At 58.0% G+C, this 22,175-nt stretch carries 19 protein-coding genes; 15 read left to right on the plus strand and 4 right to left on the minus strand.

Annotated features, from left to right (window positions below):
* Nucleotides 1-42 precede the first annotated feature (42 nt).
* Nucleotides 43-762: a carbonic anhydrase gene (locus HBN61_RS12000; protein ID WP_170046851.1), complete on the minus strand. Its 720-nt coding sequence runs from the start codon at nt 760-762 to the stop codon at nt 43-45.
* A 209-nt stretch (nt 763-971) separates the two neighbouring features.
* Entirely contained in the window at nt 972-2,348 is a 1,377-nt protein-coding gene (locus HBN61_RS12005) for a glutamine synthetase family protein (protein ID WP_020295897.1), read from the minus strand.
* 278 nt (nt 2,349-2,626) lie between these two features.
* Here HBN61_RS12005 and HBN61_RS12010 point away from each other — a divergent pair, with 278 nt between their 5' ends.
* From HBN61_RS12010 to HBN61_RS12045, 8 genes are all read left to right on the plus strand, one after another.
* Nucleotides 2,627-3,403: a gamma-glutamyl-gamma-aminobutyrate hydrolase family protein gene (locus HBN61_RS12010; RefSeq protein WP_170046852.1), complete on the plus strand. Its 777-nt coding sequence runs from the start codon at nt 2,627-2,629 to the stop codon at nt 3,401-3,403.
* A gap of 36 nt (nt 3,404-3,439) precedes the next feature.
* The gene (locus HBN61_RS12015) at nt 3,440-4,798 is read left to right on the plus strand and encodes a glutamine synthetase family protein (RefSeq protein WP_094991717.1); all 1,359 of its coding nucleotides are present in this window, start codon (nt 3,440-3,442) and stop codon (nt 4,796-4,798) included.
* A 55-nt stretch (nt 4,799-4,853) separates the two neighbouring features.
* Nucleotides 4,854-6,218: an aspartate aminotransferase family protein gene (locus tag HBN61_RS12020; RefSeq protein ID WP_170046853.1), complete on the plus strand. Its 1,365-nt coding sequence runs from the start codon at nt 4,854-4,856 to the stop codon at nt 6,216-6,218.
* 184 nt (nt 6,219-6,402) lie between these two features.
* Nucleotides 6,403-7,515 carry a polyamine ABC transporter substrate-binding protein gene (locus tag HBN61_RS12025; RefSeq protein WP_094991719.1) on the plus strand — a complete coding sequence of 371 codons (1,113 nt, stop codon included), beginning with the start codon at nt 6,403-6,405 and terminating at the stop codon, nt 7,513-7,515.
* 249 nt (nt 7,516-7,764) lie between these two features.
* Nucleotides 7,765-8,859 (plus strand): extracellular solute-binding protein, encoded by a 1,095-nt coding sequence (locus HBN61_RS12030; RefSeq protein ID WP_170046854.1) that lies wholly within the window; start codon nt 7,765-7,767, stop codon nt 8,857-8,859.
* 68 nt (nt 8,860-8,927) lie between these two features.
* Entirely contained in the window at nt 8,928-10,070 is a 1,143-nt protein-coding gene (locus tag HBN61_RS12035; RefSeq protein WP_047278543.1) for an ABC transporter ATP-binding protein, read from the plus strand.
* On the plus strand, nt 10,067-10,987 hold the full coding sequence (locus HBN61_RS12040; RefSeq protein WP_094991721.1) for an ABC transporter permease subunit: 921 nt from the start codon (nt 10,067-10,069) through the stop codon (nt 10,985-10,987). The genes HBN61_RS12035 and HBN61_RS12040 overlap by 4 nt, the downstream gene beginning before the upstream one ends.
* The gene (locus HBN61_RS12045; RefSeq protein WP_047278547.1) at nt 10,984-11,874 is read left to right on the plus strand and encodes an ABC transporter permease subunit; all 891 of its coding nucleotides are present in this window, start codon (nt 10,984-10,986) and stop codon (nt 11,872-11,874) included. The genes HBN61_RS12040 and HBN61_RS12045 overlap by 4 nt, the downstream gene beginning before the upstream one ends.
* Nucleotides 11,875-11,959: 85 nt before the next feature.
* Here HBN61_RS12045 and HBN61_RS12050 read toward each other — a convergent pair whose 3' ends face one another.
* A complete protein-coding gene (locus tag HBN61_RS12050; protein WP_094991722.1) occupies nt 11,960-12,340 on the minus strand; it encodes a COG4315 family predicted lipoprotein in 381 nt (126 codons plus the stop codon).
* Between the two features lie 152 nt (nt 12,341-12,492).
* Between HBN61_RS12050 and phoB the strand changes: the two genes are divergently transcribed.
* The 7 genes from phoB to epsC all read left to right on the plus strand — a co-directional run bounded on the left by phoB (nt 12,493) and on the right by epsC (nt 21,895).
* Nucleotides 12,493-13,185: a phosphate regulon transcriptional regulator PhoB gene (gene phoB / locus HBN61_RS12055; protein ID WP_094991723.1), complete on the plus strand. Its 693-nt coding sequence runs from the start codon at nt 12,493-12,495 to the stop codon at nt 13,183-13,185.
* A gap of 41 nt (nt 13,186-13,226) precedes the next feature.
* Nucleotides 13,227-14,549, plus strand: coding sequence for a phosphate regulon sensor histidine kinase PhoR (phoR, locus tag HBN61_RS12060; protein ID WP_170046855.1), 1,323 nt, complete (start codon nt 13,227-13,229; stop codon nt 14,547-14,549).
* Between the two features lie 123 nt (nt 14,550-14,672).
* A complete protein-coding gene (locus tag HBN61_RS12065; RefSeq protein ID WP_047278557.1) occupies nt 14,673-16,013 on the plus strand; it encodes a hemolysin family protein in 1,341 nt (446 codons plus the stop codon).
* A 221-nt stretch (nt 16,014-16,234) separates the two neighbouring features.
* A complete protein-coding gene (locus tag HBN61_RS12070) occupies nt 16,235-17,542 on the plus strand; it encodes a CitMHS family transporter (protein WP_094991725.1) in 1,308 nt (435 codons plus the stop codon).
* A gap of 207 nt (nt 17,543-17,749) precedes the next feature.
* Nucleotides 17,750-19,408 carry a Na/Pi cotransporter family protein gene (locus HBN61_RS12075; RefSeq protein WP_170046856.1) on the plus strand — a complete coding sequence of 553 codons (1,659 nt, stop codon included), beginning with the start codon at nt 17,750-17,752 and terminating at the stop codon, nt 19,406-19,408.
* 81 nt (nt 19,409-19,489) lie between these two features.
* On the plus strand, nt 19,490-20,872 hold the full coding sequence (locus HBN61_RS12080) for a M16 family metallopeptidase (RefSeq protein WP_170046857.1): 1,383 nt from the start codon (nt 19,490-19,492) through the stop codon (nt 20,870-20,872).
* Between the two features lie 96 nt (nt 20,873-20,968).
* Nucleotides 20,969-21,895 carry a serine O-acetyltransferase EpsC gene (epsC, locus tag HBN61_RS12085; RefSeq protein WP_169962289.1) on the plus strand — a complete coding sequence of 309 codons (927 nt, stop codon included), beginning with the start codon at nt 20,969-20,971 and terminating at the stop codon, nt 21,893-21,895.
* A 60-nt stretch (nt 21,896-21,955) separates the two neighbouring features.
* Here the strand turns inward: epsC and HBN61_RS12090 are convergent, their stop codons facing one another.
* Entirely contained in the window at nt 21,956-22,171 is a 216-nt protein-coding gene (locus HBN61_RS12090) for a TOBE domain-containing protein (protein ID WP_003444581.1), read from the minus strand.
* Between the last annotated feature and the right edge of the window lie 4 nt (nt 22,172-22,175).

A 22,175-nucleotide genomic window follows, 5' to 3' on the forward strand; every position in this document is an offset into this window, starting at 1 on the left:
TCTCCTGCGGGGCAGCAGGCATTGTACGAGCCGTATGAGCAGTTAGCCACTGATCCTCACCGTGCGTGGGCTCACCGGCTGGACCGAATGTGAGTCCGTGGGAAACATCAACTGAAAAGTCGCTATCTGCGCCTGCGACACCTCTACGGGAGTCTTCAAGAGATGCCAGCGGACCTTCTCAATGCAGGCTGGGTCAGGTAAGGCCCTTTTGTATACAAAGTAGTCCCGTTGAGCCGGCAGAAACTGTTCCACATTGAAATGCCCCAGCACGTAGGCATCGTCCTTGTGCCGAGGCATCACCCCCAATAACTGGGCCAGGCCGTTGTTTTCTTTTCCTTGCTCGAACTGAATGGCAATCACCGCCAGCGCACCTTTGTCATCGCGATGAACAAGGTGCGCAACCAGTGGGTAAATCCGGCCCTGAATGTGCTCTGCGCTGGGTGTATGAAAATGCAACTGCACAAATTCGTAGACTTTATTGCCTAACCTGAGCTCACCTTTGGTGTCTGTAAGCACTTCCAGACTATGGCCGTTATGCCTCACAGTGGCAGGCCCCGGGAGATAGCGGGTCTTCAATGCCGGCAAGTCGGCAAGCACCGCGCGCTCAATATTGATGGGCGCCTGCTGCTCCCCGGCGTTACACAACGCGTATTTTGGGTCCAACGCTGCCAAATTTTCAGCCAAGGCAGAGTGATAGACCAGCAACGCCAGTAACAAAATAAGCGCAGCCAAGCGGTGATGTTTGAGAGCTGAACGCTTCAAGACAAGATGCATAAAAAGGCAGTCCGATAAAGGTCATGGAGCGCCCTACGTGAGGCTCAACAAGTCGATCATCTTGGGAGCTTCAGATGCATTTATATGTAGGATTTATCCTGTTTCTCATCAGAAAAAGCCTGAATAACCGAAAGTAATGACCATAAAAAACGCCGCGGGCTTGGGAGCCGGCGGCGTCTTTATAAAGCACGGACCGTTTACACGGTGTGCAAGTACCAGTTGTATTCGAGATCGGAGATGGAGTGTTCAAACTCTTCCAGCTCACTCTCCTTGCAGGCCACAAAAATATCGATGTATTTCGGGTCGATGTATTTGGCCATGACTTCGCTGTCGTCCAGCTCGCGCAGGGCATCACGCAAGTTGTTGGGCAGGCTTTGCTCGTTCTGCTCGTAGCTGTTGCCTTCGACCGGTGCACCCGGCTCGATTTTGTTGGTCAGGCCGTGGTGAACACCGGCCAGAACAGACGCCATCAACAGATACGGGTTGGCATCGGCACCCGCAACCCGATGCTCAATACGCACAGCGTCGGACGAACCGGTCGGAACGCGGATCGCAACCGTGCGGTTGTCCAGCCCCCAGCACGGCGAATTCGGCACGTAGAACTGTGCGCCGAAACGACGGTAGGAGTTAACGTTAGGGCAAAGGAACGCCATTTGGGCGGGCAGGGTCTCCAGCACACCGCCGATTGCATGGCGCAATGCGGCGTTCTGCTCGGGATCCTCGCTGGCAAAAATGTTCTTGCCGTCTTTGTCCAGAATCGAAATATGTACATGCAACCCGTTACCCGCCTGGCCCGGATAAGGCTTGGCCATGAACGTGGTGTCCATCTCATGGTCGTAGGCGATGTTTTTGATCAGGCGCTTGAGCAATACCGCGTAGTCGCAAGCCTTGATCGGGTCGGCAACGTGGTGAAGGTTCACTTCGAACTGAGCCGGGGCGCTTTCTTTAACAATGGCGTCAGCCGGGATGCCTTGCTCTTTCGCACCTTCCAGAATGTCCTGGAGGCAATCGACGTACTCGTCGAGGTCGTCGATCAGGTACACCTGTGTCGAATGCGGGCGTTTGCCAGAAATTGGCGAGCGCGGAGGTTGCGGACGACCGTTCACGTTCTCCTGGTCAATCAGGTAGAACTCCAGCTCGAACGCGGCGCAAATGGTCAGGCCCAGATCGTCAAATTTGGTCACCACTTGACGCAGGACTTCGCGCGGATCGGCGAAGAAAGGTTCACCTTCAAGTTCGTGCATGGTCATCAGCAGTTGCGCGGTTGGGCGCTTTTGCCATGGTTCATTGCACAGGGTGTCAGGGATTGGATAACAGATTCGGTCTGCGTCACCGATGTCCAGACCCAAACCGGTGCTTTCCACCGTCGAGCCATTGATATCCAGGGCAAATAAAGAGGCTGGCAGGTTGATGCCTTTCTCGTAAACCTTGTGGAGGCTGGTGCGTTCAATGCGCTTGCCGCGCACTACACCATTCATATCCGCAATTAGAAGGTCAACGTACAGAACCTCAGGATGTTCCTTAAGGAACGCGTTCGCTTCATTCAGCTGAACGGCACGCGGGGGTACCGACATGATGCAACACCTTTGTTGTTAAAAATATCAATCATTGAGCGCTACGGGTTTCAGTCAACCCGAACGGCATACCGAAGTCAAGCAGCCTGTTTTTCGCCCTAAAAAAGCGCCGAAAGGCCATTTTTGACGCTTTTTAGGGCGTCATTTATCCAAAAAAAACTGTGCCGCCCGCAGGCTTGAGCGGGCCGTGTTGTATTTTTTACGGGGGTGTTGTGTAAAAAAATGAACAAGGCTAAGCTCGATTCAAACCCATAACAGCAATAATACCGGGGTGTTACATGTCACGCCTGCCGTTAATCGGCGTCACCGCCTGCACCAAGCAGATCGGTTTGCATCCTTATCACATTACCGGTGACAAGTACGTGCGAGCTGTTGCGGTAGCAGCCAAAGGCTTGCCTCTGATCGTTCCGTCGTTGGCGGAGCTTATTGATCCGACCGATATTCTTGACGGTCTGGATGGCCTGCTATTTACCGGGTCACCCTCCAATATCGAACCTCATTTGTATCACGGCCCGGCCAGTGCCCCTGGCACGCTGCATGACGCTGACCGTGACCGCACCACCCTGCCCTTGATCCGTGCCGCATTGGCAGCGGGCGTACCCGTGCTCGGCATTTGCCGCGGGTTTCAGGAGTTGAATGTAGCCCTCGGCGGCTCGCTTCACCAGAAACTCCACGAAGTCGACGGTTTCATCGAGCACCGTGAAGACCCCAGCGCCCCCGTTGACGTGCAATACGCCCCTAGCCACGCCATGCACGTTCAGCCCGGCGGCGTATTGGCCGGCCTGGGCGTACCCGCCGAGTTCGAAGTCAACTCCATTCACACCCAAGGCATTGACCATCTGGCCCCGAGTTTGCGGGTTGAAGCCACTGCTCCGGACGGTCTGGTAGAAGCGGTTTCGGTCGAAGGCGGCAAGGCTTTTGCTTTAGCGGTTCAGTGGCACCCCGAATGGCAGGTAAGCTCTAACCCGATTTACCTCGCCATCTTCCAGGCATTTGGAGATGCCTGCAGACGGCGCGCAACACAACGCGACGCCGATGCGTCAGTAAACGCCTGACTTATTCAAGTCAGGAAACTCAGCCCAGAGGCATTTATGAGTAACAACCTCGACCAGCTCACCGATTGGTTGAAAGACCACAAGATCACAGAAGTCGAATGCATGATCGCCGACCTTACCGGGATTACTCGCGGCAAGATCTCGCCGACCAACAAGTTCATTGCCGAAAAAGGCATGCGCCTGCCCGAGAGCGTATTGCTGCAGACCGTAACGGGCGACTACGTCGAAGACGACATCTATTACGAACTCCTCGATCCGGCCGACATTGATATGGTCTGCCGGCCCGACGAGAACGCCGTATTTCTCGTGCCTTGGGCGATTGAGCCTACGGCCCAGGTGATTCACGACACCTACGACAAGCAAGGCAACCCGATTGAGTTGTCGCCGCGCAACGTGCTGAAAAAGGTGCTCAAACTCTACGCCGACCACGGCTGGCAGCCCATCGTGGCACCGGAGATGGAGTTTTACCTGACCAAGCGCAGCGACGACCCGGACTACCCGCTGCAACCGCCAGTCGGTCGCTCTGGCCGCCCGGAAACAGGTCGCCAGTCCTTCTCTATAGAAGCCGCCAACGAATTCGATCCGCTGTTCGAAGATGTTTACGACTGGTGCGAACTTCAAGAGCTGGATCTGGACACCTTGATCCATGAAGACGGCACCGCGCAGATGGAAATCAACTTCCGTCATGGTGACGCGTTGTCGCTGGCCGACCAGATTCTGGTGTTCAAGCGCACCATGCGCGAAGCTGCGCTCAAGCACGACGTGGCCGCTACCTTCATGGCCAAGCCCATGACGGGCGAGCCTGGCAGCGCCATGCATTTACACCAGAGCATCATCGACATCGCAACCGGCAAAAACGTCTTCTCCAATGAAGACGGCACCATGAGCCAGCTGTTCCTCAATCACATCGGGGGCCTACAGAAGTTCATTCCAGAGCTGCTGCCGCTATTTGCACCGAATGTGAACTCCTTCCGTCGCTTCTTGCCTGACACGTCGGCACCCGTGAACGTGGAATGGGGTGAAGAGAACCGGACCGTGGGTCTGCGGGTACCGGACGCCGGCCCGCAAAACCGTCGGGTCGAGAACCGCCTCCCGGGCGCCGACGCCAATCCGTACCTGGCGATTGCTGCCAGCTTGCTGTGCGGCTACATCGGCATGGTCGAAGGCGTTAACCCGAGCGCGCCTGTTGTCGGCCGCGGGTATGAGCGCCGCAACCTGCGTCTGCCGTTGACCATTGAGGACGCTCTTGAGCGCATGGAAAACAGCAAGACCATCGAGAAGTACCTGGGTACCAAGTTCATCACCGGCTACGTGGCTGTAAAACGTGCCGAGCATGAAAACTTCAAGCGCGTCATCAGTTCGTGGGAGCGGGAATTCCTGCTGTTCGCCGTCTGACACGCCGGGGCCGCGCTTGGGAAGCGCGGCTCCCCACTGAATAAAGGAGAGCCGTATGACCAACAAGAACCCGCAAACCCGCGAATGGCAAAACCTCAGTAACGATCACCACCTCGCGCCATTCAGCGACTTTAAACAGTTGAAAGAAGTCGGACCGCGCATCATCACTCACGCCAAGGGCGTGTACCTGTGGGACAGCGAAGGTCACAAGATTCTCGACGGCATGGCCGGCCTGTGGTGTGTAGCCATCGGTTACGGGCGTGACGAGCTGGCCGACGCTGCCAGCAAACAAATGCGCGAACTGCCTTACTACAACCTGTTTTTCATGACTGCGCACCCGCCGGTGCTTGAGCTGTCGAAAGTCCTTGCCGAGATTGCGCCTGAAGGCATGAACCACGTGTTCTTCACTGGCTCCGGTTCCGAAGGCAACGACACCATGTTGCGCATGGTCCGCCACTACTGGGCGATCAAGGGCAAACCGAACAAGAAGGTCATCATTAGCCGCAAAAACGGCTACCACGGTTCGACCGTGGCCGGTGCAAGCCTGGGCGGCATGACCTACATGCACGAACAGGGCGACTTGCCGATCCCGGGCATCACCCACATCCCGCAGCCTTACTGGTTCGGCGAAGGCGGTGACATGTCGCCGGAAGAGTTCGGCATCTGGGCGGCCAACCAACTGGAAGAAAAAATCCTCGAAATCGGCGTCGATAACGTCGGTGCGTTCATCGCAGAGCCCATTCAGGGTGCGGGCGGCGTGATCGTGCCGCCTGAAACCTACTGGCCGCGCATCAAAGAAATTCTCGCCAAATACGACATCCTGTTCGTGGCCGATGAAGTGATTTGTGGTTTTGGCCGTACGGGCGAGTGGTTCGGTAGCGATTTCTACGGCCTCAAGCCCGACATGATGACCATCGCCAAGGGCCTGACTTCGGGCTATATCCCGATGGGCGGCCTGATCGTGCGCGATGAAGTGGTGGCGGTGCTCAACGAAGGCGGTGATTTCAACCACGGCTTTACCTACTCCGGCCACCCGGTGGCCGCTGCGGTTGCGCTGGAAAACATCCGCATCCTGCGCGATGAAAAAATTATCGAAAAAGTTCACGCCGAAACGGCACCGTATTTGCAAAAGCGTTTACGCGAACTGAACGATCACCCGCTGGTGGGCGAAGTGCGCGGGGTGGGCATGCTGGGCGCCATCGAACTGGTGCAGGACAAGGCCACGCGCAAACGTTACGAGGGCAAAGGCGTCGGCATGATCTGCCGCCAGTTCTGCTTTGATAACGGTCTGATCATGCGCGCCGTGGGCGACACCATGATTATTTCGCCACCGCTGGTGATTACCAAGGACGAGATTGATGAGCTGGTGACCAAGGCTCGCAAGTGCCTGGATCTGACCTTGGAAGTCCTGCAAGGTTAACTGCTAGGCTTCGAGCACAAGACAACTGCCGTTTTAATGTAGGTAATTGCGCTCGAAGCCTTAAGAATCAAGGCTCTTCCCTTGAAAGCCTGCCCCGGATCTTGCCAGACTAGCCGCCGGCTTTAGTCACCCTGAGATCAGGACGCTGAATCGGTGGTTTAAAAGAATAATTGGAGCATTACAGATGAAGGCATCAGGTTTTAAAAAAGCTGGCAAGACCCTTCTCGCCCTGTCCTTGATGGGTGTGATGGCGGGGGCAGCCCAAGCGGCAGATAAAGTGCTGCATATCTACAACTGGTCCGATTACATCGCACCCGATACCGTGAAAAAGTTTGAAGACCAGACCGGTATCAAAGTCGTGTACGACGTGTTCGACAGCAACGAGACCCTCGAGGCCAAGCTGCTAGCGGGCAAATCAGGCTACGACATCGTCGTGCCTTCCAACAATTTCCTGGCCAAGCAGATCAAGGCCGGGGTTTACCAGGAGCTGGACAAGTCCAAGCTGCCTAACTGGAAAAACCTCGACCCTGCGTTGCTCAAGGCCGTTGGCGATGCCAGCGACAAAGACAACAAACACGCGTTCCCGTACATGTGGGGCACCATCGGCATCGGCTACAACCCTGAAAAGGTGAAGGCTGCTCTGGGCGTCGACACCATCGACTCCTGGGACGTGCTGTTCAAGCCCGAGAACGCGGCCAAGCTGAAAAGCTGTGGCATCAGCTTCCTCGATTCCCCGACCGAGATGATCCCGGCTGCCTTGCATTACCTGGGCTACCCGACCGACACCCAGGACAAAAAGCAATTGGCTGAAGCCGAAGCCCTGTTCCTGAAGATCCGTCCTTCGGTGGGTTACTTCCACTCTTCCAAGTACATCTCCGACCTGGCCAACGGCAACATCTGTGTCGCTGTGGGTTACTCGGGTGACCTGGAGCAGTCGATTTCCCGTGCCAAGGAAGCCGGTGACAAGGTCAAGCTCAAGTACGTGATTCCTAAAGAAGGCGCTGGCAGCTTCTATGACATGGTTGCCATTCCTAAAGACGCCGAAAACGTTGATGCGGCTTACGCTTACATGAACTTCCTGATGCAACCGGAAGTGATGGCCGAAATCACCAACAGCGTACGTTTCCCGAACGGTAACAAGGCTGCAACGCCACTGGTGAACAAAGATATCTCGGGCGACCCGAGTATCTACCCGTCCGACGAGGTGAAAGCCAAGTTGTACGCAATCAGCGATTTGCCACCGGCCACCTTGCGTTTGCTGACCCGCAGCTGGACCAAGATCAAGTCGGGCAAGTAAGCCTCCTGTCGCCGCGGCGCAGGGTTGCGATTGAGACAAAAGGACACCGGTTTTTGCCCTTTTGCAGGCCCGTAAGGCCTTATCGCAGCCCGGCGCAACGGCGACAGAATCCGGCGATCGCGCAATTAATCGCAGAAAACTTTGCTGTGCAGGTTTATCGAGGGTAAGTTGCGCGCCGGTTTTGTCTTTGGCGGTACTGCTGCCGTGTGACGCGGGCAACTCAGGCCCAACTATTTTGAGGACCATCACGTGTCTATATCTTTGTTTCGCAAGACCTTGCTGGTCGGCGCTGGTTTGACGCTTGCCGTCAGCGTACAAGCGGCACCCACCGTGCACATCTATAACTGGTCGGACTATATTGCCCCGACCACGCTGGCCGATTTTGAAAAGGCCACCGGTATCAAACCGGTCTATGACGTCTTCGATTCCAACGAAACCCTGGAAGGCAAACTGCTGGCCGGACGTACCGGTTATGACGTGGTCGTGCCGTCCAACCATTTTCTGGGCAAGCAGATCAAAGCGGGCGCGTTCCAAAAGCTCGACAAATCGCAGCTGCCCAACTATTCCAACCTGGATCCGGCCTTGCTCAAGCGTCTTGAGCAAAACGATCCGGGCAACCTGTATGCCGTGCCTTATCTCTGGGGCACCAATGGCATCGGCTACAACGTCGACAAAGTCAAAGAAGTTCTGGGCGTGGACACGATCGACTCGTGGGATGTGGTGTTCAAACCCGAAAACATGAAAAAGCTGCAAAGCTGCGGCGTGGCCTTCCTCGACTCGGCCGACGAAATGTTGCCCACCGTGCTCAACTACTTGGGTAAAGATGCCAACAGCACCAACCCCAAGGATTACAAAGAAGCTGAAAAGACCCTGATGTCGGTGCGTCCATACGTCACCTACTTCCATTCTTCCAAATACATTTCGGACCTGGCCAACGGCAATATCTGTGTTGCCATCGGTTTCTCCGGTGATGTGTTCCAGGCCAAGGCGCGTGCCGAAGAGGCCAAAAAGGGCGTTAACATCGCCTACATCGTGCCCAAGGAAGGCGGCGCACTGTGGTTTGACATGCTGGCGATCCCCAAGGACTCCAGCAACGTCAAGGAAGCCCACACGTTCATCAACTACTTGCTCAAACCTGAAGTGATCGCTCAGGTCAGTGACTATGTCGGCTATGCCAACCCTAACCCGGCTGCCGACAAGGTGATGGACCAGTCCATTCGTACCGACGAAGCGGTTTACCCAACCCAGGCGGTGCTGGACAAAACGTACGTTTCCACCGAACTACCCCCGAAAGTGCAACGTCTGATGACGCGCACGTGGACCAAGGTCAAGACGGGTAAATAACCCTCTGGATCACCTATCCAAGGCCCGACCAACTGGATCGGGCTGCTAAATTTGTTGGGAGTTTCGTAATGGCTGTTGCCTCCGGCGCCTATAAGAAAGCCCTCGAGGGCGACCAGACCCCTAAACAGGTACTGGTCAAAATCGACCGGGTCACGAAAAAATTCGACGAGACGATTGCCGTGGACGACGTGTCCCTGGAAATCAACAAGGGCGAAATCTTCGCCTTGCTCGGCGGATCGGGATCGGGCAAATCCACCTTGCTGCGTATGCTCGCCGGTTTCGAGCGCCCAACAGAGGGCCGTATTTTCCTCGACGGCGTGGACATCACGGACATGCCGCCCTACGAGCGGCCGATCAACATGATGTTCCAGTCCTACGCGCTTTTTCCGCACATGACGGTGGCGCAGAACATCGCGTTCGGTCTCAAGCAGGACAAAATGTCCAACGCCGAGATCGATGCCCGCGTGGGCGAAATGCTCAAGCTGGTCCACATGAGCCAGTACGCCAAGCGCAAGCCGCACCAGTTGTCCGGTGGCCAGCGCCAGCGTGTGGCCTTGGCCCGCTCATTGGCCAAGCGCCCGAAGCTGCTGCTGCTCGACGAACCGATGGGGGCGCTGGATAAAAAACTGCGCTCGCAAATGCAACTCGAACTGGTGGAAATCATCGAGCGCGTGGGCGTGACCTGCGTGATGGTGACCCACGACCAGGAAGAGGCCATGACCATGGCCCAGCGTATCGCGATCATGCATTTGGGCTGGATTGCCCAGATCGGCAGCCCGATCGACATTTATGAAACCCCGGTCAGCCGCCTGGTGTGCGAATTTATCGGCAACGTCAACCTGTTCGAAGGTGAAGTGGTCGATGACGCAGAAGGGTATGCCCGTATCAACTGCCCGGAGCTGGAGAACGACATCTACGTCGGTCACGGCATCAGCACCTCGGTAGAAGACAAGCATGTGACCTACGCGATTCGCCCGGAAAAAATGCTCGTCACCACTGAAAAGCCGACCTACGAGTACAACTGGTCGCGCGGCAAGGTGCATGACATCGCTTATCTGGGCGGGCACTCGGTGTTCTATGTCGAACTGCCGAGCGGCAAGCTGGTGCAATCGTTCGTGGCCAACGCCGAGCGCCGCGGCGCACGTCCGACCTGGGACGACGAAGTTTACGTCTGGTGGGAAGACGACAGCGGCGTGGTACTGCGCTCATGAACATGCGAAAACTTAAACGCCGACTGCAACGAATAACCCCCGGTGGCCGCCATGCGGTGATCGGGATTCCATTCCTGTGGCTGTTTTTGTTCTTCATGCTGCCGTTCTTCATCGTGTTGAAGATCAGCTTTGCCGAGGCCGACGTCGCGATCCCGCCTTACACCGAGATCTACAGCTACGTTGACCAAAAAATCCAGATCCTGCTGAACCTGGGCAACTACGCCATGTTGGGCGACGATGAGTTGTACATCGCCGCTTATCTGGGCTCGTTGAAGATGGCGTTCTTCAGCACGCTGCTGTGCCTGCTGATCGGCTATCCGATGGCCTACGCCATCGCCAATGCGCGTAAAGAGATGCAGACCGTGCTGGTGCTGCTGATCATGATGCCTACCTGGACAGCGATCCTGATCCGCGTTTACGCGTGGATGGGCATTCTGAGCAACAACGGGCTGCTTAACGGCTTCCTGATGTCGATGGGCTGGATCAGCGAACCGTTGCAGATCCTCAACACCAACATCGCGGTCTACATCGGCATCGTCTATTCGTACCTGCCGTTCATGATCCTGCCGCTGTACGCCAACCTTGTTAAACACGACACCAGCCTGCTGGAAGCCGCGTCTGACCTGGGTTCAAGCACGTTCAACAGCTTCTGGAAAATCACCGTCCCGCTGTCCAAAAACGGCATCATCGCTGGCTGCATGCTGGTGTTCATCCCGGTCGTGGGTGAGTTCGTGATCCCTGAACTGCTGGGCGGCCCGGAAACCCTGATGATCGGTAAGGTGTTGTGGCAAGAGTTCTTCAACAACCGTGACTGGCCGGTGGCGTCTGCCCTTGCCGTGGTCATGCTGGCGATCCTGATCGTGCCTATCATCCTGTTCAACCGCAGCCAGGCTAAAGAGCTGGAGGGCAAGATATGAATCGCTTCCGTTTTTCTAGCTTCATGTTGGTCGCGGGGTTGTTGTTCATCTACCTGCCGATGCTGATTCTGGTGATCTACTCGTTCAACGCCTCCAAGCTGGTGACGGTGTGGGGCGGCTGGTCGCTGAAGTGGTACACCGGCCTGCTGGACAACACGCAGCTGATGGGCTCCGTAATGCGCTCGCTGGAAATCGCCCTGTACACGGCAATTGCGGCGGTCGCCCTGGGTACCCTGGCGGCGTTCGTGCTGACGCGCATTAGCCACTTCAAAGGCCGCACGCTGTTTGGCGGCCTGGTGACAGCTCCGCTGGTCATGCCTGAAGTGATTACCGGTCTGTCGCTGCTGCTGCTGTTCGTGGCCATGGCGCAGATGATTGGCTGGCCGCAAGAGCGCGGCATCGTCACCATCTGGATCGCTCACACCACATTCTGTGCCGCGTATGTAGCGGTGGTGGTGTCGGCGCGGTTACGTGAACTGGACCTGTCGATCGAAGAAGCGGCCATGGACCTGGGCGCCAAGCCCTGGAAAGTGTTCTTCCTGATCACCATCCCGATGATCGCACCTTCGCTGGCGGCGGGCGCCATGATGTCCTTTGCCCTGTCGCTGGACGACCTGGTTCTGGCCAGCTTTGTGTCCGGCCCCGGCTCCACGACCTTGCCGATGGAAGTGTTCTCGGCCGTGCGCCTTGGAGTGAAGCCCGAGATCAACGCCGTGGCCAGCCTGATCCTGCTGGCGGTGTCGCTGGTGACCTTCCTGGTGTGGTTCTTCAGCCGTCGCGCCGAAGAACACCGCAAGAAAGCTATCCAGCAAGCCATTGATGAGGCGGCTGCCGAGTCATGGAAGCAACCGGATGTTCGCCGTCCCAAGTCGCCCAGCGCGGCTTAAGGCAGCGCAATAAAAAACCTCGCCTTCCTGTTCAAGGGGGCGAGGTTTTTTTATGGGCGCCAGATCAGATGCCGCTCGGGACGTTTCAGGGTTTGGCGACTTTCCAGGCACCGTCCATTTTGCCGTCGCCTTTCTTTTCCCCGGCTTTCTTGTCCATTACAAAGGTGTACAACGGTTTGCCGTCATAGGCCCACTGGACTTGCTGGTCATCGCGGATGATGGTGGTCCATTTGCCTTCGCCTTTGTCCGTGCTTTCAGCCTTCAACGGCGGCCAATTTGTTGCGCATTGGTCATTGCACATCGATTTGCCGTCTGCATCTTTGGCGAAGGTGTACAGCGTCATGCCTTTATGGTCGACCAGCACACCGTCTTTGATCATCGCCGGTTCGGCGGCAAATGCTAATCCCGGCAAGGCCAACACAGCACCTAACAGTAAAGCCTTCAGGGAAAATGAGCTGCGTGTCATCGGAATCGTCCTCTTCGTGATTGTACGATTTGAACCAAAAGCGTAGTTCATTCGCCCTTGGAACGTGGCGATTGCCCAAAGTTGTCACACGACTGCAATATTTCCGTTATCTAATGCGCCACAAGACAGATAAATGACACGAGGATTACGGCATGGTTGGCAGGAGCATTCTGATCGTCGATGACGAGGCACCGATCCGCGAAATGATCGCCGTGGCCCTGGAAATGGCAGGCTACGACTGCCTGGAGGCGGAGAATGCTCAGCAAGCCCACTCCATCATTGTCGACCGCAAACCCGATTTGATCTTGCTCGACTGGATGCTGCCGGGTGGCACGTCAGGTATTGAACTGGCCCGCCGCCTCAAGCGTGAGGAAATGACCGCGGACATCCCGATCATCATGCTCACGGCCAAGGGTGAAGAGGACAACAAGATTCAAGGTCTGGAAGTCGGCGCAGACGACTACATCACCAAACCATTTTCCCCTCGTGAACTGGTGGCGCGTCTCAAAGCCGTATTGCGGCGTGCAGGCCCGGCGGACAGCGAGTCCCCGATTGAAATTGGCGGCTTGTTGCTCGACCCGATCAGCCACCGCGTCACCATCGACGGCACCCCCGCCGAGATGGGCCCGACCGAATATCGCCTGCTGCAGTTCTTCATGACCCACCAGGAACGCGCCTACACCCGCGGGCAATTGCTCGACCAAGTGTGGGGCGGCAACGTTTACGTAGAAGAGCGTACCGTAGACGTGCACATCCGCCGTTTGCGCAAAGCCCTCGGCGAGGCTTACGAGAATCTGGTACAAACCGTGCGCGGCACCGGGTATCGCTTCTCCACCAAAGCCTGATACCCCTTCCAGACTCAACGGCAAGCAAGGACCCGCGCGACGTGAATCAAAACTGGCATAGCACGCTGATTCGTCATTTGTTGCTTCTGGTCACTGCCTGCCTGTTGGTCGGGCTGGTCACCGGTTATTACGGCTGGAGCCTGGCCGCAGGCGTGGCCTTGTATCTGGGCTGGACGCTCAAGCAGCTGCTGCGCCTGCATGACTGGCTGCGTAATCACCAACCCGATGAAGCACCGCCCGACGGCTACGGCCTGTGGGGCGAGGTGTTCGACAGCATTTATCACCTGCAGCGCCGCGATCAACGGGTGCGCGGGCGCCTGCAAGCCGTGATCGACCGCGTGCAGGAGTCCACAGCCGCGCTCAAAGACGCTGTGGTGATGCTCGACAGCGATGGCAACCTTGAATGGTGGAACCGCGCCGCAGAGACCTTGCTGGGCCTCAAGACGCCACAGGACAGCGGGCAGCCCGTGACCAACCTGGTGCGTCACCCGCGCTTCAAGGAATATTTCGAGCAAGACAGCTATGCCGAACCGCTGGACATCCCTTCGCCAGTCAACGACCACCTGCGCATCCAGCTGTACATCACCCGCTACGGCAACAACGAACATTTGATGCTGGTGCGCGACGTCACACGCCTGCACCAGCTCGAACAGATGCGCAAAGACTTCATCGCCAACGTGTCCCACGAGCTGCGCACCCCGCTGACCGTCATCTGCGGTTACCTGGAAACCCTGCTGGATAACGTCGATGACGTGAACCCGCGCTGGAAACGCCCGCTGTCGCAGATGCAGCAACAGGGCGAGCGTATGCAAACCCTGCTCAACGACTTGCTGCTGCTGGCCAAACTGGAAGCCACGGATTACCCGTCGGACAACCAGCCCGTGCCTATCGACAGCCTGCTGCGTACCATCAAAAACGACGCCCAGGCGTTGTCCGGGCAGCGCAATCAAACCATCACGCTGGACGTTGAAGCCGACATTGCCCTCAAAGGCAGTGAGACCGAGCTGCGCAGTGCGTTTTCAAACCTGATATTTAACGCCGTCAAATACACGCAAGACGGCGGGAGCATTCGCATTCGCTGGTGGGCCGACGGGTCGGGCGCGCACTTGAGCGTGCAGGACTCCGGGGTCGGGATCGATAACAAACACCTGCCACGCCTGACCGAACGCTTCTACCGCGTCGACTCCAGCCGTAACGCCAGCACCGGCGGCACGGGCCTGGGCCTGGCCATCGTCAAGCATGTGCTGTTGCGTCATCGTGCCCGCCTTGAGATCAGCAGCGTGCTCGGCCACGGCAGCACCTTCACCTGCCATTTCCCCCCTGTTCAGGTGACAAAATCGGTCAACCCCGACCTGATTGACTGAGCCATGCGGCGTTCGCCCACTAGGCAACAGCTACATCAATGGTTACATTGCTTGCCATGTGCCTGCCCTTCAGGCACTTGACCTTTCCCTTTTTTGAAACAACGGAACCATTAAAACTCCATCATGGACCCTTCCCCTGGCTTGACCCTCGCCACACTGTTCGCCGATTTCGGCATGATTCTTTTTGCACTGATCCTGGTTTTGCTCAACGGCTTCTTCGTTGCGGCGGAATTTGCCATGGTCAAACTGCGCTCAACCCGGGTCGAAGCCATTGCCGACCAGAACGGCTGGCGCGGACGCATCCTGCGCACCGTTCATAGTCAGCTCGACGCCTACCTGTCGGCGTGTCAGTTGGGTATCACGCTGGCCTCGTTGGGCCTGGGCTGGGTCGGTGAACCTGCGTTCGCACACCTGCTTGAGCCGCTCCTCAGCGCGCTGGGCGTGGAGTCGGCCGAAGTGGTCAAGGGTGTGTCGTTCTTCACCGCCTTCTTCATCATTTCGTACCTGCACATCGTGGTCGGCGAACTGGCCCCCAAATCCTGGGCCATTCGCAAACCCGAGGCGCTGTCGCTGTGGACCGCTGTGCCGCTGTACCTGTTCTACTGGGCCATGTACCCCGCCATTTACCTGCTCAATGCCAGCGCCAACGCGATTTTGCGCATTGCCGGCCAGGGTGAACCGGGCGCGCACCACGACCACGCCTACAGCCGCGAAGAACTCAAACTGATCCTGCACTCCAGCCGGGGTCAAGACCCGAGTGACCAAGGCATGCGGGTATTGGCGTCGGCCGTGGAAATGGGTGAGCTGGAAGTGGTCGACTGGGCCAACTCCCGTGAAGACCTCGTAACCCTAGATTCCAAGGCGCCGCTCAAAGAAATCCTCGCGCTGTTCCGTCGCCACAAGTACAGCCGTTACCCGGTCTACGATGCAGAAACCAACACCTTCGTCGGTTTGCTGCACATCAAAGATCTGCTGCTGGAACTGGCTGACCTCGACCACTTGCCCGAGACGTTCAACCTCGAAGAACTGACCCGGCCTCTGGAGCGCGTTTCGCGGCACATGCCGCTGTCACAGTTGCTGGAACAGTTTCGCAAGGGTGGCGCGCACTTCGCACTGGTGGAAGAAGCTGACGGCAAAGTCGTGGGCTACCTGACCATGGAAGACGTGCTTGAAGTGCTGGTGGGCGACATTCAGGACGAACACCGCAAGGCCGAACGCGGCATTCTTTCGTACCAGCCCGGCAAACTGCTGGTGCGGGGCGACACGCCGCTGTTCAAGATCGAACGCCTGCTGGGGGTCGATCTTGACCACGTCGAAGCCGAAACCGTGGCGGGCTTGATCTACGACACCCTCAAGCGCGTGCCGGAAGAAGAAGAACTGCTGGAAGTCGAAGGCTTGCGCATCATCATCAAAAAGATGAAAGGACCGAAAATCGTCCTGGCCAAAGTCCTCAAGCTGGACTGAAGCCATACCTGTTGTCGCTGACGCGCCGCTTTGCCGCGTCAGCGACAACAACCTCTGTCGCCCATAACATCCCACCCTTCAGTAATTTCTGCCCGGCGAAAGCTGGCTGAAAGCATTCCCCTCTAGCATCGCGTCACTCCCGGCAAAAGACCGGCAGGCCAGAGCAGCGGCCCAATCCGCTCTCAGCGCCCACTCGACAACAATAAGAATGGTGACTGTTTATGCTGACCTTCCTTGGCTTTGCCATGGTCATTACGTTCATGTACCTGATCATGACCAAACGTCTGTCCGCCCTGATCGCGTTGATTCTGGTCCCGATCCTGTTTGCGATCTTTGGCGGTTTTGCACCGAAGATCGGCCCCATGATGCTCGAAGGCATTACCAAGCTGGCCCCGACCGGGGTGATGCTGATGTTTGCCATTCTGTATTTCGCCCTGATGATCGACTCCGGCCTGTTCGACCCGGCCGTGCGCAAGATCCTCAAACTGGTCAAGGGCGACCCGCTGAAGATCAGCGTCGGCACGGCCGTACTGGCATTGGTGGTGTCGCTGGATGGCGACGGTGCCACCACCTACATGATTTGCGTGGCGGCGATGCTGCCGCTGTACAAGCGCATCGGCATGAGCCCGCGCATCATGGCCGGGCTGATTATTCTGGCCGGCGGGGTGATGAACATGACGCCCTGGGGCGGGCCGACTGCGCGGGCCGCCAGTGCGCTGCACGTCGATCCCTCTGACATTTTTGTGCCCATGATCCCGGCCATGCTCGCGGGCTGTGCCACCATTCTGGTCATAGCCTGGTGCTACGGCCTGCGCGAGCGCGCGCGCCTGGGTCAGTTGCAGGTTCAGGGCGACGACGTGGATCACAGCGAAATCAGCGTGTCGCAATTCCCCGATGCGCGCCGTCCCAAGCTGATCTGGTTCAACGGTGCTCTGACCTTGGCGTTGATGATTACGCTGATCGCCGGTTTGTTGCCGCTGCCCGTCCTGTTCATGGTCGCGTTCAGTATCGCGATGATCGTCAACTACCCTTGCCTGCAACAGCAAAAAGACCGCGTCGCCGCCCATGCAGGCAGTGTGCTGGCGGTGGTAGGGCTGATTTTCGCGGCAGGTATTTTCACCGGCATCCTCTCCGGCACCGGCATGGTGGATGCCATGTCGAAAAGCTTGCTGGCCGTCATTCCCCCGGCGCTGGGGCCATACCTGGCAGTCATCACCGCACTGGTGAGCCTGCCGTTCACCTTCTTCATGTCCAACGATGCGTTCTACTACGGCGTGTTGCCAGTCCTGGCCGAAGCCGCGAGCCATTACGGCATCACTGCGGTCGAAATGGCCCGCGCCTCGATTGTCGGCCAGCCCGTGCACTTGCTCAGCCCCTTGGTGCCCTCCACGTACCTGCTGGTGGCGCTGGCCGGTATCGAGTTTGGCGATCACCAGCGTTTCACCCTCAAATGGGCGGTTCTGGTGTGCATGGGTATTCTGCTGGCCGCCTTACTGCTCGGCACCTTCCCGCTGTACAGCACGCTATAACGCCTGCCCCCGTCAGAGGCTGTTCAGGACAGCAGCCTCTAACAAGGCGTTTTCGTACAAGTGTTGCAGAAATGTTTCAACCCTCTGCCAGCTATGCGATGCTGGCGTTCTGCTTATTTGCCGACTACAGCTTAAGAAACAACTGTAGGAGCTGGCCGCAGCCCTTTGATCCGGCCCTTCAGGGCATCCATCGCACAGGGAGCCTGCATGCTGACCCTGCTTAATCTGCTTTCCGCCGTGACCCTGTTGATCTGGGGCACGCACATTGTTCGGACCGGCATTCTGCGGGTCTACGGTACAAACCTGCGCCACGTGATCGGGCAAAACGTCTCCAAGCGCATGCTGGCGTTTGTCGCCGGTATCGTGGTGACAGCCATGGTGCAGAGCAGCAATGCCACCGCCATGCTCGTCACCTCCTTTGTCGGCCAGGGTTTGATGGCGCTCACGCCTGCCTTGGCGACGATGCTGGGGGCCGACGTCGGGACGGCCCTGATGGCCCGGGTGCTGACGTTCGACCTGTCATGGCTGTCGCCCCTGCTGATTTTCCTTGGCGTGATCTTCTTCCTCTCGCGCAAACAGACCCGTGCCGGGCAACTGGGACGCGTCGGCATTGGCTTGGGCTTGATCATTCTCGCCTTGCAGTTGATCGTCGAAGCGGCAGCGCCCATCACGCAAGCGCAAGGCGTAAAGGTGATCTTCGCCTCACTGACCGGCGACATCTTGCTCGATGCCTTAATCGGCGCCTTGTTCGCGATGATTTCTTACTCCAGCCTGGCCGCTGTGCTGCTCACGGCCACATTGGCTGGCGCCGGGGTCATCAGCTTGCCCGTTGCAGTGGGTCTGGTGATTGGCGCCAATATCGGCAGCGGCGTCCTGGCATTTCTCAGTACCAGCATGCAAAACGCTGCCGGGCGGCAGGTCGCGCTCGGAAGCCTGTTGTACAAATTGATCGGCTTGCTGCTGATTATCCCGGTGCTCGACCCGCTGGTGGCGTGGATGGACAGCCTCAGCTACAGCGCCCAAGAACTCGTGATCGGCTTTCACCTGCTCTACAACACGGCGCGTTGCTTCCTGATGCTGCCCACGGTCGGGCCGATGGCGCGGGTTTGCGCATGGCTCTTGCCCGAGCGAGAAAACGCCAACGGCGCCGTCAAACCCCGTCATCTCGACCCGACGGCACTGGAAACACCGAGCCTTGCGCTGGCCAACGCAGTACGTGAAACCCTGCGCATCGGTGACCTGATCGACAACATGCTGGTCAACATGCTGGACGTGCTGCGCGGCAAGCAAACCGCCATCACTCAGGAGATGCGCACCCTGGCCGATGATGTCGAAGTGCTCTACAGCGCGGTAAAGCTCTATCTGGCGCAAATGCCCCGTGAAGACCTTGGCGAGCAAGACAGCCGCCGCTGGGCCGAAATCATCGAACTGGCGATCAACCTCAAGCTGGCCAGTGACCTCATCGAACGCATGTTGCGCAAAGTGCAACAACAGAAAACCTCGAAGCGTCGGGCGTTTTCCGAAGACGGGCTGGAAGAACTGACCGGCCTGCACACCCAGTTGATCGACAACCTGCGGTTGGGGCTGACGGTATTCCTGACCGGCGACCCGCAAAGCGCACGGCAATTACTGCGTGAGAAACGCCGTTTCCGCGCGCAGGAACGTCGACTGGCGCACGCTCACGTCAGCCGTTTACAGCGCAAAATCACCCAAAGCATCGAAACCAGCTCCATGCACCTGGAACTGATCGCTGACATGCAACGCCTTAATTCACTGTTTTGCGCCAGTGCCTACGTGGTGCTTGAAACCTCTGAAACCGGCGCACTGCTGCTGGACGAGATGACCGATACCCACCATTCGCCTTGAACGTTGCACGAACCACTGTTGTCAGTCTTTAGAACCCGCATCGACGGCATCACACACCCGACAGGGATTCAGGGATTTTTTATGCGTTGCCTGCTGTTCATCTGCCTGCTGCTCGGCGCAGCCCAGAGCTTTGCCCTTGATCGTTCCAGCGTTGAGGGCTACCAACTGGCCAACGGCCTGCAACTGATCCTCAAACCCACCAGTGACCGCGGACACGTGTCGATCCGGTTGGTAGTGGGGGTGGGGCTGGATGATTTCAGCTGTGCCGACCAACAACTGCCGCACCTGCTTGAACACATGTTGTTCAGCGGCACCGATGACTCGGGCGAAGGCGGCCTTGAAGAACGCATGCAGGCGCTGGGTGGCGAGTGGAACGCCTTCACCAGCCATGCCGACACCACGTTCGTGATCGAAGCGCCCGCGAAGAATCAGCGCAAGGTGCTTGATCTTTTACTGAGCCTGTTGACCCAGACCCAACTCACCGATCAGCGGATCGCTGCCGCCAAGCAGGTGGTCGAACGCGAAGACGGCGGCCATTATTCGCACTTGCAGCGCTGGCTGGATCGTCAAGATCTGGGCCATAGCGCGAGCAATCAACTGGCGGTCGAACTCGGCCTTAAATGCGCCGAACGCGCGCCCGTACACAACCTCACCCGCGGACAACTCGAAGGTGTGCGCAAGGATTGGTATGCGCCCAACAACATGACGCTGATCGTCGTCGGCGAACTTGACCGCTTGCTGCCGGCCTATCTGGAACGCACCTATGGCGCGCTGGAAGCCGTTGAGCCCAGCGACCACAAGCCCTTGGCCGACATTGATGCCAAAGCCGATGCCGAACGCGTTTTACTGCGCGGTGTGGTGGGTGACACCGCCAAGTTGCACTGGTTGCTGCCAGAACCGGTGATCGCCGGGCAAAGCGACGAAACCTGGAACCTGCTGCGCGACTATCTGGAGTGGGCGCTGTACAGCGAACTGCGGCTCAAGCATGGCCTGTCTTATGGGCCGTGGTCAGAGCGCGAAGTGTTTGGCGGGGTGGGCTTCCTGAGCCTGAACGCCGACCTTGAACGTGACGATGTCGAACAAGCGCAACAGGTGATGTCGCAACTCAAAGCCCACTTGCTCAAGAACGGCCTCGACCCGCAGCGCTTCGCCCGCCTCAAGCAAGCCGCCATCGCACGCCAGGCATGGGCGGTGCAGGGCAACAGCGCGCTGGCCGACTATTACTGGAGCGCGCTGGGCGATTACGATGAAAGCCGCTTTGCCGACCCGGCCAAGCGCTTGCAGACGGTAACGCTTGAAGACGCCAATCATGCGTTGCGCCAGTTGTTCGCAGAGCCGGGCTATGTGCGCATCGAAAAGCCACTGTTCAGCTACAACGGCTTGAGCGTGGCCATTGTGGCAGCGCTGGTGCTGCTGGTTTTGATAGCGCTGGGCTGGCGCATTTGGCGCCATCGTCATCATTAATCGCGTAATTGTCTAAAACCGACATCCCTTGATACCGTAAAATCATTGCCATTTCGCGGCCGGTCACTCCGGCTGCCAGCGTGCGGAGTATTCATCGTGAGCGAGCGTTCCAACCCTTGGCAATTGCAAACCATCGTCGGCCAGTTACGCACCGCGCGTAACCAGTGGCGCACGCAAAACGGGCGTGTCAGTGGCGAGTTGGGCGGTCGCGAGTTGCCGTCGCGGGCTGCGATGGCCGAGATTCTGGAAGCGTTGTGCGGTGCATTGTTCCCGATGCGCCTGGGCCCGGTGGACTTGCGCGAAGAAAGCGAAGACTTCTACGTCGGTCACACGCTCGACGTAGCCCTTAACGCCTTGCTCGCGCAGGCGCGTCTGGAGTTACGCTACGCCGCGCGCCAAAGCGGCCAGCCCGATGATGGCGTCGATGCCACGGCCACCCTGCTGATTCAGGATTTCGCCCTGGCGCTGCCGGGCCTGCGCACCCTGCTCGACACCGACGTTCTGGCCGCCTACCACGGCGACCCGGCAGCCCGCAGCGTGGATGAAGTGCTGCTGTGCTATCCGGGCATTCTGGCGGTGATTCATCACCGTCTGGCGCACCATCTGTATCGCGCGGGCTTGCCGCTGCTGGCACGCATCAGCGCGGAAATCGCCCACTCGGCCACCGGCATCGACATCCACCCCGGCGCGCAGATTGGCCGCAGCTTCTTTATTGATCACGGGACAGGCGTGGTGATTGGAGAAACCGCGATCATCGGTGAGCGGGTCAGGATTTATCAGGCCGTTACCCTGGGCGCCAAGCGCTTCCCGGCGGACGAGTCCGGGCAGTTGCAAAAAGGCCACCCGCGTCACCCGATTGTCGAAGACGACGTGGTGATTTACGCCGGGGCGACGATCCTGGGCCGCATCACCATCGGTCAGGGCTCGACCATCGGCGGCAACGTCTGGTTGACCCGCAGCGTACCGGCCGGTTGCAACCTGACCCAAGCCAACCTGCAACACGACGACGGCACCCAGAAATAACAACGCCCACAAAAAACCCCGAAGGGCTCACGCCCTTCAGGGTTGTGGATAACCCACGCATTACAACTTGGCGATCGACACTTCCGTGGATTTCACGAAGGCGATGACTTCGCTGCCCACCACCAGTTCCAGCTCTTTGACCGAGCGGGTGGTGATGACCGAGGTGACGATTCCGGACGCGGTTTGCACGTCGATTTCAGACAACACGTCCCCCAGTACGATTTCCTTGATGTGGCCTTTGAACTGGTTACGCACGTTGATGGCTTTGATGGTCATGGTG

Source organism: Pseudomonas sp. WS 5071 (assembly GCF_012985765.1).
Classification (GTDB): domain Bacteria; phylum Pseudomonadota; class Gammaproteobacteria; order Pseudomonadales; family Pseudomonadaceae; genus Aquipseudomonas; species Aquipseudomonas lundensis_A.

What these genes read in the sequence shown, in the direction of transcription:
- HBN61_RS12050 (WP_094991722.1), bottom strand. Translation starts at nt 12,340, where the DNA reads ATGACACGCAGCTCATTTTCCCTGAAGGCTTTACTGTTAGGTGCTGTG.
- phoB (WP_094991723.1), top strand. Translation starts at nt 12,493, where the DNA reads ATGGTTGGCAGGAGCATTCTGATCGTCGATGACGAGGCACCGATCCGC.
- HBN61_RS12040 (WP_094991721.1), top strand. Translation starts at nt 10,067, where the DNA reads ATGAACATGCGAAAACTTAAACGCCGACTGCAACGAATAACCCCCGGT.
- HBN61_RS12080 (WP_170046857.1), top strand. Translation starts at nt 19,490, where the DNA reads ATGCGTTGCCTGCTGTTCATCTGCCTGCTGCTCGGCGCAGCCCAGAGC.
- HBN61_RS12010 (WP_170046852.1), top strand. Translation starts at nt 2,627, where the DNA reads ATGTCACGCCTGCCGTTAATCGGCGTCACCGCCTGCACCAAGCAGATC.
- HBN61_RS12025 (WP_094991719.1), top strand. Translation starts at nt 6,403, where the DNA reads ATGAAGGCATCAGGTTTTAAAAAAGCTGGCAAGACCCTTCTCGCCCTG.
- HBN61_RS12005 (WP_020295897.1), bottom strand. Translation starts at nt 2,348, where the DNA reads ATGTCGGTACCCCCGCGTGCCGTTCAGCTGAATGAAGCGAACGCGTTC.
- HBN61_RS12015 (WP_094991717.1), top strand. Translation starts at nt 3,440, where the DNA reads ATGAGTAACAACCTCGACCAGCTCACCGATTGGTTGAAAGACCACAAG.
- HBN61_RS12020 (WP_170046853.1), top strand. Translation starts at nt 4,854, where the DNA reads ATGACCAACAAGAACCCGCAAACCCGCGAATGGCAAAACCTCAGTAAC.
- HBN61_RS12035 (WP_047278543.1), top strand. Translation starts at nt 8,928, where the DNA reads ATGGCTGTTGCCTCCGGCGCCTATAAGAAAGCCCTCGAGGGCGACCAG.
- HBN61_RS12075 (WP_170046856.1), top strand. Translation starts at nt 17,750, where the DNA reads ATGCTGACCCTGCTTAATCTGCTTTCCGCCGTGACCCTGTTGATCTGG.
- HBN61_RS12090 (WP_003444581.1), bottom strand. Translation starts at nt 22,171, where the DNA reads ATGACCATCAAAGCCATCAACGTGCGTAACCAGTTCAAAGGCCACATC.
- HBN61_RS12070 (WP_094991725.1), top strand. Translation starts at nt 16,235, where the DNA reads ATGCTGACCTTCCTTGGCTTTGCCATGGTCATTACGTTCATGTACCTG.
- HBN61_RS12045 (WP_047278547.1), top strand. Translation starts at nt 10,984, where the DNA reads ATGAATCGCTTCCGTTTTTCTAGCTTCATGTTGGTCGCGGGGTTGTTG.
- HBN61_RS12065 (WP_047278557.1), top strand. Translation starts at nt 14,673, where the DNA reads ATGGACCCTTCCCCTGGCTTGACCCTCGCCACACTGTTCGCCGATTTC.